Here is a 13,502-nt window from a genome sequence, read left to right on the forward strand (position 1 = left end):
GGGCGCTTCATGCTCAGTTCTTTTCCAATTCGATGTCAATGCCCAGCGAGCGGATTTCCTTGACCAGCACGTTGAACGACTCCGGCATGCCGGCGTCGATCGAATGCTCGCCCTTGACGATGTTCTCGTAGACCTTGGTGCGGCCGTTGACGTCATCGGACTTGACGGTGAGCATTTCTTGCAGCACGTACGAGGCGCCGTAGGCTTCCAGTGCCCACACTTCCATTTCACCGAAGCGCTGACCACCGAACTGCGCCTTACCACCCAGCGGCTGCTGCGTGACCAGACTGTAAGGACCGGTGGAGCGGGCGTGCATCTTGTCATCGACCAAGTGGTGCAGCTTCAGCACGTGCATGTAGCCCACGGTGACCGGACGCTCGAAGGCATCACCCGTGCGCCCATCATGCAGAACAGCCTGCGTGCGGGTGGGCGTGAGGCCCTTGGCCTTGGCGATGTCGGCCGGGTAGGCCAGCTGCAGCATGCCGCGGATCTCTTCTTCCTTGGCACCGTCGAACACCGGCGTGGCAAACGTGGCGCCCTTCGACAGGTTCTCGGCCATCGAGCGCACTTGCTCGTCGGTCAGAGAGTCGATGTCTTCCTTCTTGCCCGACTGGTTGTAGAGCTGGTCCAGGAACTTGCGCAGCTCGGACATGGCGGCTTCGCGCTGCAGCATGTCGCCGATGCGCTGACCAATGCCCTTGCCAGCCCAGCCCAGGTGAACTTCCAGCACCTGACCCACGTTCATCCGCGAAGGCACGCCCAGTGGGTTCAGCACGATGTCACACGGGGTGCCATCGGCCATGTAGGGCATGTCTTCCACCGGCACGATCTTGGAGACCACGCCCTTGTTGCCGTGACGGCCGGCCATCTTGTCGCCAGGCTGCAGACGGCGTTTGACGGCCAGGTGCACCTTGACCATCTTCAGCACGCCCGCGGGCAGCTCGTCGCCCTGGGTCAGCTTCTTGCGCTTTTCTTCAAACGCCAGGTCGAAGCTGTGACGGGTCTGCTCCAGCGAGTTCTTGATGGACTCCAGCTGGTTGGCCAGTTCGCCGTCTTCAGGACGGATGTCGAACCAGTGGAAGCGGTCCACCGAGGACAGGTAGGCGTCATCGAGCGTGGTGCCCTTGGCCAACTTGTTGGGGCCGCCATTGGCCACCTTGCCGATCAGCAGCTTCTTGATCCGGTCGAAGGCGTCGGCCTCCACGATGCGCAGCTGGTCGTTGAGGTCCAGGCGGAAGCGCTTGAGTTCATCGTCGATGATCTGCTGGGCGCGCTTGTCACGCTGGATGCCCTCGCGGGTGAAGACCTGCACGTCGATGACGGTGCCGCTGGTGCCTTGGTCCACACGCAGCGAGGTGTCCTTCACGTCGGACGCCTTCTCGCCGAAGATCGCGCGCAGCAGCTTTTCTTCCGGGGTCAGCGTGGTTTCGCCCTTGGGGGTCACCTTGCCGACCAGCACGTCGCCGGGGCCGACTTCGGCACCGATGTAGACGATGCCCGACTCGTCCAGACGCGCCAGTTGGTGCTCGGACAGGTTCGGGATGTCGCGGGTGATTTCTTCCGAGCCCAGCTTGGTGTCACGGGCCATGACCACCAGCTCTTCGATGTGGATCGAGGTGTAACGGTCTTCAGCCACCACGCGTTCGGAGATCAGGATCGAGTCTTCGAAGTTGTAGCCGTTCCAGGGCATGAAGGCCACGAGCATGTTCTGACCCAGGGCCAGTTCGCCCAGGTCGGTCGAAGCGCCGTCGGCCACCACGTCACCCTTGGCCACGATGTCGCCACGGTTGACGATGGGACGCTGGTGGATGTTGGTGTTCTGGTTGGAACGCTGGTACTTGATCAGGTTGTAGATGTCGACACCGACCTCACCGGCCACGGTCTCGTCATCGTTGACACGGATCACGATGCGGTTGGTGTCGACATAGTCGACGATGCCACCGCGCTTGGCGGTGACCACGGTACCCGAGTCAACGGCCGCCACGCGCTCGACGCCGGTGCCCACGAACGCCTTTTCAGGGCGCAGGGTCGGCACCGCTTGACGTTGCATGTTGGCGCCCATCAGTGCGCGGTTCGCGTCATCGTGCTCCAGGAAGGGCACGAGCGAGGCCGCCACCGACACGATCTGGGTCGGGGCCACGTCCATGTACTGGATGCGCTCGGGGCTGGTCAGCACCGATTCACCATGCTCACGGGCCGACACCAGCTCGTCCGACAGGCGACCGTCGGCGTCCAGCGAGGCGTTGGCCTGGGCGATGATGTACTTGGCTTCTTCGATGGCCGACAGGTAGTCGATCTGGTTCGTGACCTTGCTGTCCACCACGCGACGGTACGGCGTCTCCAGGAAGCCGTACTCGTTGAGCTGGGCGTACAGGGCCAGCGAGTTGATCAGACCGATGTTCGGGCCTTCTGGCGTTTCGATCGGGCACACGCGACCGTAGTGGGTCGGGTGCACGTCGCGCACTTCGAAGCCGGCACGCTCGCGGGTCAGACCGCCCGGGCCCAGGGCCGAGACGCGACGCTTGTGCGTGATCTCGGACAGGGGGTTGGTCTGGTCCATGAACTGCGACAGCTGCGACGCACCGAAGAACTCCTTCAGGGCCGCAGAAATCGGCTTGGAGTTGATCAGATCGTGCGGCATCAGGGCCTCGGTCTCGGCCTGGCCCAGACGCTCCTTCACGGCCTTCTCGATGCGGGCCAGACCGGAACGGTATTGGTTCTCGGCCAGTTCACCCACACAACGCACACGGCGGTTGCCCAGGTGATCGATGTCGTCGACTTCGCCACGGCCATTGCGCAGCTCGACGAGGATCTTGACCACGGCCAGGATGTCGTCGTTGGACAGCGTCATCTTGCCGGTGGCTTCGTCGCGGCCCACACGGGCGTTGAACTTCATGCGGCCCACGCGCGACAGATCGTACGTGTCTTCGGAGTAGAACAGGCGCTGGAACAGGGCCTGGACGGCGTCCTCGGTCGGCGGCTCGCCGGGGCGCATCATGCGGTAGATGGCTACACGGGCAGCCAGCTCATCGGCCGTTTCGTCGGTGGACAGGGTCTGGCTGATGTAGCCGCCTTGGTCCAGCTCGTTGGTGAAGAGGATTTCCAGGTCCTTGATGCCGGCGCTGCGCAGCTTCTTGAGCAGCGTTTCGGTCAGCTCTTCATTGGCCTTGGCGATGATCTCACCCGTGTCCGGGTCGATCTGGTTCTTGGCCAGCACGCGACCCAGCAGGAAGTCTTCGGGCACGCTCAGGTGCGTGGTGCCGGACTGCTCCAGGGCGCGGGTGTGGCGTGCCGTGATGCGCTTGTCCTTCTCGACGACGACGTTGCCGCCCTTGTCGGTGATGTCAAAGCGGGCCACTTCGCCCTTGAAGCGCTCGGGCACGAAGGCCAGCTGGGCGCCGGCGTCCATCAACTTGACATGATCGAACTGGAAGAAGGTTTCCAGGATCTGCTCGTTGTTCATGCCGATGGCCTTCAGCAGGGTCGTCACCGGCATCTTGCGGCGACGGTCCACGCGGAAGTACAGCAGGTCCTTCGGGTCGAATTCGAAGTCGAGCCAGGAGCCACGGTAGGGAATGATGCGGGCGCTGAACAGCAGCTTGCCCGACGAGTGGGTCTTGCCCTTGTCGTGCTCGAAGAACACGCCAGGCGAACGGTGCAGCTGCGACACGATGACGCGCTCGGTACCGTTGATGATGAACGAGCCGTTGTCGGTCATCAGGGGCACTTCGCCCATGTAGACCTCTTGCTCCTTGACCTCTTTGACCACCTTGGACTGGCTGGTGGAGGTTTCGCGGTCGTAAATGATCATCTGCAGGCGGGCGCGCACGGCCGCTGCAAAGGTCAGACCCCGGAGCTGACACTCACGCTCATCGAATGCCGGTTTGGCGATGTTGTATTCGATGAACTTCATCTCCACGAACCCGTTGTGCGAAACAATCGGGAACGCAGACAGGAACGCGGCCTGCAGGCCTTCGGGCTTGCGCTGCTGCGGTGGCACTTCCTTTTGCAGGAATGCCACATAAGACTCCTTCTGCATGGTGAGCAGGTAAGGAACATTCAGCACGCTGCCGCGCTTGGCGAAACTCTTGCGGATTCGCTTGCGTTCGGTGTAGCTGTAGGGGGTTGCTTGCGCCATAAACTCTCCGTTTCGAAGCCTGGGCAGGCTTCGTTTCGAATACGGGCCGTTTCGCGGTCTGGCCGGACCAGGAAAGGCTGTGCGTTCGGCGACTGGCCATTCGGACCCACCGAAGCCTGCAGGGTGCTGCAGACCTCAGAGGGCCCTCGAGGCTTGGTGGTTGGCCACTACCAACCGCTGGCTGACAACCCCCATGCGCCAAACGGACCCCATGAAACCATGCAAGGCGTCCGCATCGGATGAAGGCTCGACCAAACCGGTTCTCCGCAGTCGGATCAGAGAACACTCGAACCGACCATATTAACACATTCTTGTCAACACTGCATAAATACCCATTCAGTGCAGTCAGGGTGGCGCCGACCGCCAGGCCAGCGCCCGCCCTGAGTCCGTCACCAACGCAAAAAAAAGCCGCCCGAAGGCGGCTTTGGTGGTCAGGGCGCCCCCGGCACAAGGCCGGTGACGCCACCGAGGTCGAATTACTTGAGTTCGGCCTTGGCGCCGGCTTCCACCAGCTTCTTGACAGCGGCTTCGGCGTCGGCCTTGGCCACGCCTTCCTTGACGTTCTTGGGAGCGCCGTCGACCAGGTCCTTGGCTTCCTTCAGACCCAGGCCGGTGATTTCGCGCACGGCCTTGATGACGCCAACCTTGTTGGCGCCGGCTTCGGTCAGCACGACGTTGAATTCGGTCTTCTCTTCAGCGGCCGGGGCAGCAGCGCCACCGCCAGCAGCGGGAGCGGCCATGGCGGCAGCAGACACGCCGAACTTCTCTTCGATGGCCTTGACCAGCTCGTTGAGCTCCATCACGGACATGCTGTCCAGGGCGGTCAGGAATGCGTCTTTATCGAATGCCATTTTGGGTTCCTAAATATCGTTGAATTGAATGAATGCGGATGAGCGCGGTTGATCAGGCGGCAGGGGCTTCGGCCTCTGCGGGAGCGGCTGCGCCACCACCCTTTTGTTCGCCGACGGCAGCCAGCACGCGAGCCAGGCCCGAGATCGGCGATTGCAGCAGGCCACAGATCTGGGCCAGCAGCACTTCCTTGCTCGGGATGGAGGCCAGGGACTTGACGCCATTGGCGTCCAGGGCCTTGCCTGCGTAGGCGCCGGCCTTGATGACCAGCTTGTCGTTGGTCTTGGCAAAGTCGGCGATCACCTTGGCAGCAGCCACGGCATCTTCCGAGAAACCATAGATCAACGGGCCGCTCATGCTCTCGGCAGCCACTTCGAAGGACGTACCGGCAACAGCGCGGCGGGCCAGGGTGTTCTTCAGCACGTGAAGATACACACCTTGCTCGCGAGCGTTCTTGCGCAGCTGGTCCAGCTGGGCCACCGTGAGTCCGCGGTACTCGGCCAGTGCAAGCGTCTGTGCCTTGCCCGCCTGGGCAGCCACTTCAGCGATGACGGCTTCTTTTTCGTTGCGATTGAGACTCAAGGTCTACTCCTTCAAACATGCCCATTGACACCACCCCACGGGGGATGACGCCGCCAGGCACACCCTTAATCAGCGACCTTCTGTCTCCGGAACCCGCCCGACAGGACGTCGGGCACATACCAGCACAGCGGGTGCGCCATCTGCGTAGGCCTTGCGATTAAGCAACGCTGCGATACTGCCAACAGGCGTTGCGCCTACGGTCTTGGATGGCCTGCCCCTTTGCAGAGACAGCCCACCAATCTTGTCGGATCACCGCGCCAGACTCGCGCGGGATCCGGCCAGCCTCAGCGCACGCGCTGAAACCGGCAGATTCTTCATCAAGGAGCGATGCTGCCCACGTCCACGCGGACGCCCACACCCATGGTGGACGACACGGCGACCTTGCGCAGGTACACGCCCTTGCTCGAGGCCGGCTTGGACTTGTTCAGAGCGTCCAGCAGCGCGGCCAGGTTGCCCTTGAGCTTGTCGGAGTCGAACGAGCGCAGACCGATGGTGCCGTGGATGATGCCGGCCTTGTCGACACGGAACTGCACCTGACCGGCCTTGGCGTTCTTCACGGCGGTGGCGACGTCGGGGGTGACGGTGCCGACCTTGGGGTTGGGCATCAGGCCACGGGGACCCAGGATCTGGCCCAGGGTACCGACCACACGCATGGTGTCGGGCGAGGCGATGACCACGTCGAAGGGCATGTCGCCAGCCTTCACGCGCTCAGCCAGGTCTTCCATGCCGACGACGTCGGCACCAGCGGCCTTGGCTTCTTCAGCCTTCGCGCCCTGGGCGAACACCGCCACGCGCTTGGTCTTGCCGGTGCCGTTGGGCAGCACGACAGCACCACGAACCACCTGGTCCGACTTCTTGGCGTCCACGCCGAGTTGCACGGCCACGTCGATGGACTCATCGAACTTGGCGGTGGCGCACTCTTTGACCAGGCTCAGGGCCTCGTCGATGGCGTACAGCTTGGTGGTTTCAATCTTGCCCTGGAGGGCCTTTTGCTTTTTGGTCAGCTTGGCCATCTCACACGCCCTCCACGATGATGCCCATCGAACGGGCAGAACCAGCGATCGTGCGCACAGCGGCGTCCAGATCGGCGGCGGTCAGGTCCTTCTGCTTGGTCTTGGCGATTTCTTCCAGCTGGGCGCGGGTCAGCTTGCCGACCTTGTCAGCCTGGGGACGGGCCGAGCCCTTGTCGATCTTGGCAGCCTTCTTCAGCAGCACGGTGGCCGGAGGCGTCTTCAGAACGAAGGTGAAGGACTTGTCTGCGTAGGCGGTGATCACCACGGGCAGAACCAGACCTGGCTCCATCCCTTGAGTCTGGGCGTTGAACGCCTTGCAGAACTCCATGATGTTCAGACCACGCTGACCCAGCGCGGGACCGACGGGAGGCGAAGGGTTCGCCTTGCCGGCCGGGATTTGCAGCTTGACGAAGCCGACAATTTTCTTGGCCATGTTTTCTCCTAGAGCCACGCCGACGGCCTGCCGGTGTGGTCGAGTGCTAACGCCGTACTGTCGCTGCCGGCTGAAATGGCTCAGGCGGCGGGGTCGGGCTCCTCATGCCGCTGGTCTCGTTCGCGGCTGGTGACGGCTGATCTGCTCATGCCCTGGCTCAGCCACGGCACAACCACCCTCAACGGGGGAAAGCCTGCGATTGTATGACGTGGCCTGCCCGCTTGGCAAGTCCCCGCGCGGCGCAGGCAACAAAAAAGGCCCCGGAGGGGCCTTGCGATGCGTCGGGATGCCGACTCAGATCTTCTCGACCTGGTGGAAATCGAGTTCGACCGGCGTGGCGCGTCCGAAGATGGTGACCGACACGCGCAGCTTGGATTTCTCGTAGTTGACGTCTTCGATCGAACCATTGAAGTCGGTGAACGGGCCTTCCTTGACGCGAACGACCTCACCCACTTCCCACTCGACCTTGGGCCGGGGCTTCTCGATGCCTTCCTGCATCTGGTTGACGATCTTCATGACCTCGTCTTCCGAGATGGGGGAAGGACGGTTGCGGGCGCCGCCCACAAAACCGGTCACCTTGGAGGTGTTCTTGACCAGGTGCCAGGTGTCGTCGGACATGACCATCTCGACCAGCACGTAGCCCGGGAAGAAGCGGCGCTCGGTCACGGACTTCTTGCCGTTCTTGACCTCGACGACCTCTTCGGTGGGCACCAGGATGCGGCCGAACTGGTCTTGCATGCCAGCGCGGTCGATGCGCTCACGCAGGTTGCGCTCGACAGCCTTCTCCATGCCCGAATAGGCATGCACCACATACCAGCGCAAGGGTGCGGTGGTGGGGGCGGTTTGGGCGTCGCTCATGGGTTCAACCTCGCTTTGGATTCAGAAAAAATCACTTCCAGCCCAGGATCAGGCTGTAAAGCGCCCATTCCAGCGCCTTGTCGGTGAGCCACAGGAACAGCGCCATCACCACCACGAAGATGAACACGTACAGCGTCATCTGGGTGGCCTCTGGACGGGAAGGCCAGACGACCTTGCGCAGCTCCTTGACGGAGTCTTGCCCAAAGGCAATCAGCTCCTTGCCCTGCGCCGACGTGAGAAAAACGCCCACGGCAGCGGCCATCAACACCAGCAGCGACAGCACGCGCACCCACAGGTCTTGCTGGCCCAGCAGGTAGAAGACGGCCACACCTCCAACCACCAGCAGCCCGGCGGCAGCCAGCTTGGCCTTGTCGGCGCTCGTAGTGACGGTTTCGGCTTGCTGAGTGGACATGGGAATGGGATGTTTGAGGCAGCAAAGCCCGCGAAGCCTGTCAGGCTCTGCGGGCTGCTGTTGATACAGCGTTGACGGTCAACAGGTGGCAGGGGCAGAGGGAATCGAACCCCCAACCTTCGGTTTTGGAGACCGACGCTCTGCCAATTGAGCTATACCCCTGCTGAAACCGGTGACCCGACGATCAGTCGAGGATCTTGGCAACCACGCCGGCGCCGACGGTGCGACCGCCTTCACGGATGGCGAAACGCAGACCTTCTTCCATGGCGATCGGGGCGATCAGCTTGACGGTGATCGACACGTTGTCGCCAGGCATGACCATTTCCTTGTCGGCGGGCAGCTCGATGGAACCGGTCACGTCGGTCGTGCGGAAGTAGAACTGAGGACGGTAGTTGTTGAAGAACGGCGTGTGACGGCCGCCTTCGTCCTTGCTCAGAACGTAGATTTCGCCGGTGAAGTGGGTGTGCGGGGTGATCGAACCCGGCTTGCACAGCACCTGACCGCGCTGAACGTCTTCACGCTTGGTGCCGCGCAGCAGGATGCCCACGTTGTCGCCAGCTTGACCTTGGTCCAGCAGCTTGCGGAACATTTCCACGCCCGTGCAGGTGGTCTTCTGGGTGGCAGCGATACCGACGATTTCGATTTCTTCACCAACCTTGATCACGCCGCGCTCGATACGGCCGGTCACCACGGTGCCGCGACCCGAGATCGAGAACACGTCTTCCACAGGCATCAGGAAGGTGCCGTCCACAGCGCGCTCAGGCGTGGGGATGTAGCTGTCCAGTGCGTCGGCCAGGGCCATGATGGCTTGCTCGCCCAGCTCGCCCGTGTCGCCTTCCAGCGCCAGCTTGGCCGAACCCTTGATGATCGGGGTGTCGTCGCCAGGGAAGTCGTACTTGCTCAAGAGCTCGCGCACTTCCATTTCCACCAGCTCCAGCAGCTCGGCGTCGTCCACCATGTCGGCCTTGTTCAGGAAGACGATGATGTAAGGCACGCCCACCTGGCGGCTCAGCAGGATGTGTTCACGCGTCTGGGGCATCGGGCCGTCAGCGGCCGAGCACACCAGGATGGCGCCGTCCATCTGGGCGGCACCGGTGATCATGTTCTTGACGTAGTCGGCGTGACCAGGGCAGTCCACGTGAGCGTAGTGGCGGTTGGCCGTTTCGTACTCAACGTGGGCGGTGTTGATGGTGATGCCGCGGGCCTTTTCTTCAGGCGCTGCATCGATCTGGTCGTAGGCCTTGGCTTCGCCGCCGAACTTCTTCGACAGAACGGTCGCGATGGCAGCCGTCAGGGTGGTCTTGCCGTGGTCAACGTGACCGATGGTGCCCACGTTGACGTGCGGCTTGGTCCGTTCGAACTTTTCCTTGGACATGATTCTCGCTCCTAGCGATCCTGAAGTGAGCCGATGGATGAAAGAGGTGTGGTGCCCATGGGCAGGATCGAACTGCCGACCTCTCCCTTACCAAGGGAGTGCTCTACCACTGAGCCACATGGGCATCGACACGGGTTTGAACGCACAGCCAGTTGCTGGCGTTCAAACCGGTGCCGACCTGGCGCATGCTGAAGCACGCACCCTGATGCGAAGACCGCGACTCTACCACACGGAATGTGTCAGTTCCTTGAACCTTGGAGCGGGAGACGGGAATCGAACCCGCGTCATTAGCTTGGAAGGCTAAGGTTCTACCATTGAACTACTCCCGCCCGGGAGTGATCCACATTCCAGACGCCTTACAGATGCACCGCGAGTGACGATGCACCATGACCGTCGTCAGGTGTTGCCTGGTGGAGGAGGCTGGATTCGAACCAGCGTAGGCGTAAGCCAACAGATTTACAGTCTGCCCCCTTTAGCCACTCGGGCACCCCTCCAAGGCAAGCCCTAGACTTTAGCACAGCTTTCAAGACCGCCTCAATCCGTTCGCAAAAAACTGTGTGTTTCTTGCACGCCGGTGGAACACCCTCGCCCCTCTTGCGGGGGCGCGGCGTGCATCCCCTTCGTCAGGGAGGGATACTGGCAGGGCGTGCCCGGACCAACGCGTGCCAAGCACTGGCCGGCATGATCTTCATCCATGAGGGAGTGTGACCATGATCAAGTTCATCGGGGCCGCAGGCGTTGCGGCCAGCCTGCTGTTGTCATCGCCGGTGGCATCAGCCCAAAGCGTCGACGGGGTGCGCCTGCGGCCTCTGCTGGGCATAGGCTATGGCTGGGGTGGAGACAATCTTCAAGACGTCACGCTGGTGACTGTTGGCACCAATGTTCGTTATGAAGAGCGTGTGCAAGCGGGATCGGGCATTGATCTGAGAGCTGGCCTGGAGTTGGCGTTCGGCCGCTCGCCCTTCTCGATGCAGATTGCTGTGGCGTACCAGGGTGATGGCGTTGGCGGCCTCGACAATGAGGCCGTGGAGTTTCGGCGGATCCCCGTTGAGCTTGTGGGACATTGGAGGGTGAGCCCACAGTTCCGAATCGGCTTCGGCGTTCGCAAGGCGGCTTACGCCTCGCTGCGCTTCAACGAAGGTGCCTGCACGAAGCTCTTGAGTGATGGCTCTGCTCGATGCAGCGGGGATTTTCGCTTTCGCAGCAACCTTGGCCTGATCTTGGAATCCGAGTATGAGTTGACGCCTAACTGGGGCCTGCGTGCCAGGTATGTGGCCGAGACGTACCAACCAACGCGCGCAAGGTTCGGTGAAGAGTTCGATGTAGACAAGTCGCTGAAGTTTCGCGGCGACCACTTCGGCATCTTGAGCGTGTGGTACCTGCGCTGACCCCTCAGCGGTGACGCAAGGCCGGCGCCTCGATCAGGCGCCATGATGCCCATGCGAGCACGACCGTGAGCACCAGGGCGGCCAGGGCCCCGAGCCAGACCGACCAGGCCAGCAGGCCTGTGGCCACACAGGCCTGGATCACCGGGAAGTGCCAGAGGTAGAGCCCATAAGACAGGTCGTGCCTGGGCTGCAGGGCGGCGACGGGCCGCACCACCAGGGCCAGCCACATCACGGCCGCCGTCAAGCCGATGGGGGCCAGAATGTCCCACACATCGGCCCCCTGGGTGGGATGTCCGTCCCGGGCCGCCACCAGACACAGGATCAGCAGCCCTACCGCACCGACACGGTGTCGCCACCGCAGCAGGGTTTCGCGGTGACACCAGGCCCACGCGCCAGCCAGAAAGTACATCAGTTGCCCCGGCATCTGCTTGGCCAGTTCGTGGCCAACCGGGCGCCCGCCCTGCACGGCCCACTCGGTGAAGCCCACCCACCAGAGGGCCGACAGCAGAAATCCGGCGCCCAGCACCTGGTGCGTGCCCCAGCGTCGGGCGGACCAGGCGATGGCGGGGACCGCCGCGTAGAACATGAGCTCGACCTTGATCGTCCACAACGAGCCGTTGACGACGCCAGGGACGGGGTTGTGGGAGAACACCCCGGGCAGCTGCGGCTGCAGGAAGTTCAGGAAAGACAGGTTGGCCACGAGGTACTGCCACCACATCGGCGCCGACAGGTACTCACGCCAGGACTGCGCGCTCAGGGCCATGCCCATGGCCGCGCACAGCAGCACCACCGCCACATAGGCCGGCACGATGCGGCGCAAACGGCGTGAGGCGTAATCGGCCAGGACGGGGCGCTGCACCCAACTGGCGTAGACGAGGTGGCCGCTCAGGACAAAGAAGATGGGCAAGCCCCAGGCCGTGGGCAGCCAGCCCAGGGTGGCTGCCAAGGCCGGTGCGGCAGACAATTCGACGAGGTGCAAGGCCGCCACCAGGGCGGCCGCCACCAGCCGCAGCACGTCGAAGTTGTTGCCGCGCGCCTTCATGTGGCGGCCCGCCAGGGACGAAGCCCCAGGCCAACCAGGGCCAGGCACGCCGCGCCAGCCAGCGTGGACAGGCCCAGGCGCAGCCAGGGCTCGGCAGGCAGGCTGTGCAGCAGCCAGCCGCCCAGCGCCAGCGGCAGTGCCGCCGACAGCACGATGCGCGGCAAATGCACCTGACGCCACAAGCCGTTGAGTTGCAACAACAAGGCGCACGTGACGCCCACGCCAACCAGGGTGGCCGCCGCCAGACCCATGAGCCCGAAGCCCCAGGCCAGCAACGGCATGGCCAGGGCGTGCAGCCCGCTGCCGCCCAGGTCGCAGAGGAAGGGCAGACGCGTGTCGCCCCGGGCGTGGCAATAGCGGGCCAGCAGGGCGTTCCAGCCGGCGATGACCAATGCCGCCGCATACCAGCCCAGCAGCGGGGCCAGGCGCTCGGTGCCCGTGACCCCCGGAAACAGCAAGGCCACGATGGCCGGCGCCGACAACAACAAGCCCAGGGCCGCCGGCGTGGTGATGACCGTGGTGGCGGCCAGGCCCTGACGCAGCAGGCCCAGGCGCTCGGTGTGCCCGCCGCGGGCCATGAGGCCCAGCACCACCTGACACAGGGCCGTGAGCGCCACGAGGGGCAGGTTGGCCAGCTTGCGCGCCAGGTTCAACAGGGTGATGACCCCCTCGCCCAGGTAGGACGCCACCACCCGCTCCAGCAGGGTGACGCCCTGCCCCAGCAAGGCGCTGCCCAGCAGCGGGGTGACCTGACGGCCCAGTTGGCGCATGGCCTCGCTCGACCAGCGCAGGTGGGCCCAGCGCAGGCCCTGGGCGCGATTCGCCGGCAGCAGCAGCAAGGCGGCGACGCCTGAGCCCGCCACGAAACTCCAGGCCACGGCCTGCTCGGTGGCCTGCGGCCCCATCCAGGCCAGACACGCGACGGCGGGCAGGTTGTAGGCCAGCGAAGCCAGCCCAGGCAGGATGTAGCGCCCCTCGGCATGCAGCGGCACCGACCACCATCCCTGCAAAATGAAGAGCGGCAGACACCACGCCAGGATGCTGAACGCGTCACTGGCCACACGCAGGTGCTCGGCATCAAGGCCGGGGCCGATGCCGTGCATCAATGGCGCACGCGCCAGCACCGTCAACAAGGCGGTGAGCCCGGCGATGCCCAGCAGGCCGAAGGTGATCTGCGCCAGGCGACGGGGCCGCTCGTCGGCCGACAGTTGCTGCCATTGCGCCATGCCCGCCGATGACAGCAGACCGTTGCCCACCATCATGCGCACGGCCTCAGGCAGGAACAGGGCGATCAGGAAAGCGTCGGTGCGGGCACCGGCGCCCCACTGGGCCACCAACAACCATTCGCGGCCCAGGCCGGCCACCAGCCCCGCCACAGTGACCAGGGTCAAGGCCCCGGAAGCGCCCAGCAC

11 protein-coding genes and 4 tRNA genes are annotated in these 13,502 nt (G+C 63.7%); 1 reads left to right on the plus strand and 14 read right to left on the minus strand.

The features are described from left to right. Window positions 1–13: 13 nt before the first annotated feature. From rpoB to WNB94_RS16065, 12 genes are all read right to left on the minus strand, one after another. Window positions 14–4,138, minus strand: a complete 4,125-nt coding sequence (rpoB, locus tag WNB94_RS16010) for a DNA-directed RNA polymerase subunit beta (RefSeq protein ID WP_341391376.1) — start codon at window positions 4,136–4,138, stop codon at window positions 14–16. 476 nt (window positions 4,139–4,614) lie between these two features. Next, window positions 4,615–4,989 carry a 50S ribosomal protein L7/L12 gene (gene rplL / locus WNB94_RS16015; protein WP_341391377.1) on the minus strand — a complete coding sequence of 125 codons (375 nt, stop codon included), beginning with the start codon at window positions 4,987–4,989 and terminating at the stop codon, window positions 4,615–4,617. Window positions 4,990–5,041: 52 nt separating this feature from the next. Continuing rightward, a complete protein-coding gene (gene rplJ / locus WNB94_RS16020; protein ID WP_341391378.1) occupies window positions 5,042–5,569 on the minus strand; it encodes a 50S ribosomal protein L10 in 528 nt (175 codons plus the stop codon). A 317-nt stretch (window positions 5,570–5,886) separates the two neighbouring features. Beyond that, window positions 5,887–6,582 (minus strand): 50S ribosomal protein L1, encoded by a 696-nt coding sequence (rplA, locus tag WNB94_RS16025; protein WP_341391379.1) that lies wholly within the window; start codon window positions 6,580–6,582, stop codon window positions 5,887–5,889. 1 nt (window position 6,583) lies between these two features. After that, a complete protein-coding gene (rplK, locus tag WNB94_RS16030) occupies window positions 6,584–7,015 on the minus strand; it encodes a 50S ribosomal protein L11 (RefSeq protein ID WP_341391380.1) in 432 nt (143 codons plus the stop codon). Between the two features lie 294 nt (window positions 7,016–7,309). After that, window positions 7,310–7,873 carry a transcription termination/antitermination protein NusG gene (nusG, locus tag WNB94_RS16035; protein WP_341391381.1) on the minus strand — a complete coding sequence of 188 codons (564 nt, stop codon included), beginning with the start codon at window positions 7,871–7,873 and terminating at the stop codon, window positions 7,310–7,312. Window positions 7,874–7,904: 31 nt separating this feature from the next. Next, on the minus strand, window positions 7,905–8,285 hold the full coding sequence (gene secE, locus WNB94_RS16040; protein ID WP_341391382.1) for a preprotein translocase subunit SecE: 381 nt from the start codon (window positions 8,283–8,285) through the stop codon (window positions 7,905–7,907). Window positions 8,286–8,371: 86 nt separating this feature from the next. Further along, window positions 8,372–8,447, minus strand: a tRNA-Trp gene (locus WNB94_RS16045). Between the two features lie 22 nt (window positions 8,448–8,469). Continuing rightward, the gene (gene tuf, locus WNB94_RS16050) at window positions 8,470–9,660 is read right to left on the minus strand and encodes an elongation factor Tu (protein WP_341391368.1); all 1,191 of its coding nucleotides are present in this window, start codon (window positions 9,658–9,660) and stop codon (window positions 8,470–8,472) included. A gap of 49 nt (window positions 9,661–9,709) precedes the next feature. Beyond that, window positions 9,710–9,784, minus strand: a tRNA-Thr gene (locus tag WNB94_RS16055). Between the two features lie 131 nt (window positions 9,785–9,915). Continuing rightward, window positions 9,916–9,989, minus strand: a tRNA-Gly gene (locus tag WNB94_RS16060). A gap of 79 nt (window positions 9,990–10,068) precedes the next feature. Continuing rightward, window positions 10,069–10,154, minus strand: a tRNA-Tyr gene (locus WNB94_RS16065). Between the two features lie 216 nt (window positions 10,155–10,370). Between WNB94_RS16065 and WNB94_RS16070 the strand changes: the two genes are divergently transcribed. Further along, a complete protein-coding gene (locus WNB94_RS16070; protein WP_341391383.1) occupies window positions 10,371–11,048 on the plus strand; it encodes an outer membrane beta-barrel protein in 678 nt (225 codons plus the stop codon). Between the two features lie 4 nt (window positions 11,049–11,052). On the opposite strand, the gene WNB94_RS16075 is transcribed toward WNB94_RS16070, so the two are convergent. Then, a complete protein-coding gene (locus WNB94_RS16075; RefSeq protein WP_341391384.1) occupies window positions 11,053–12,090 on the minus strand; it encodes an acyltransferase family protein in 1,038 nt (345 codons plus the stop codon). Further along, window positions 12,087–13,502, minus strand: a complete 1,416-nt coding sequence (gene murJ, locus WNB94_RS16080) for a murein biosynthesis integral membrane protein MurJ (protein ID WP_341391385.1) — start codon at window positions 13,500–13,502, stop codon at window positions 12,087–12,089. Before murJ ends, WNB94_RS16075 begins: the two co-directional genes overlap by 4 nt.

Source organism: Aquabacterium sp. A3 (assembly GCF_038069945.1).
Taxonomy (GTDB): Bacteria; Pseudomonadota; Gammaproteobacteria; order Burkholderiales; family Burkholderiaceae_C; genus Aquabacterium.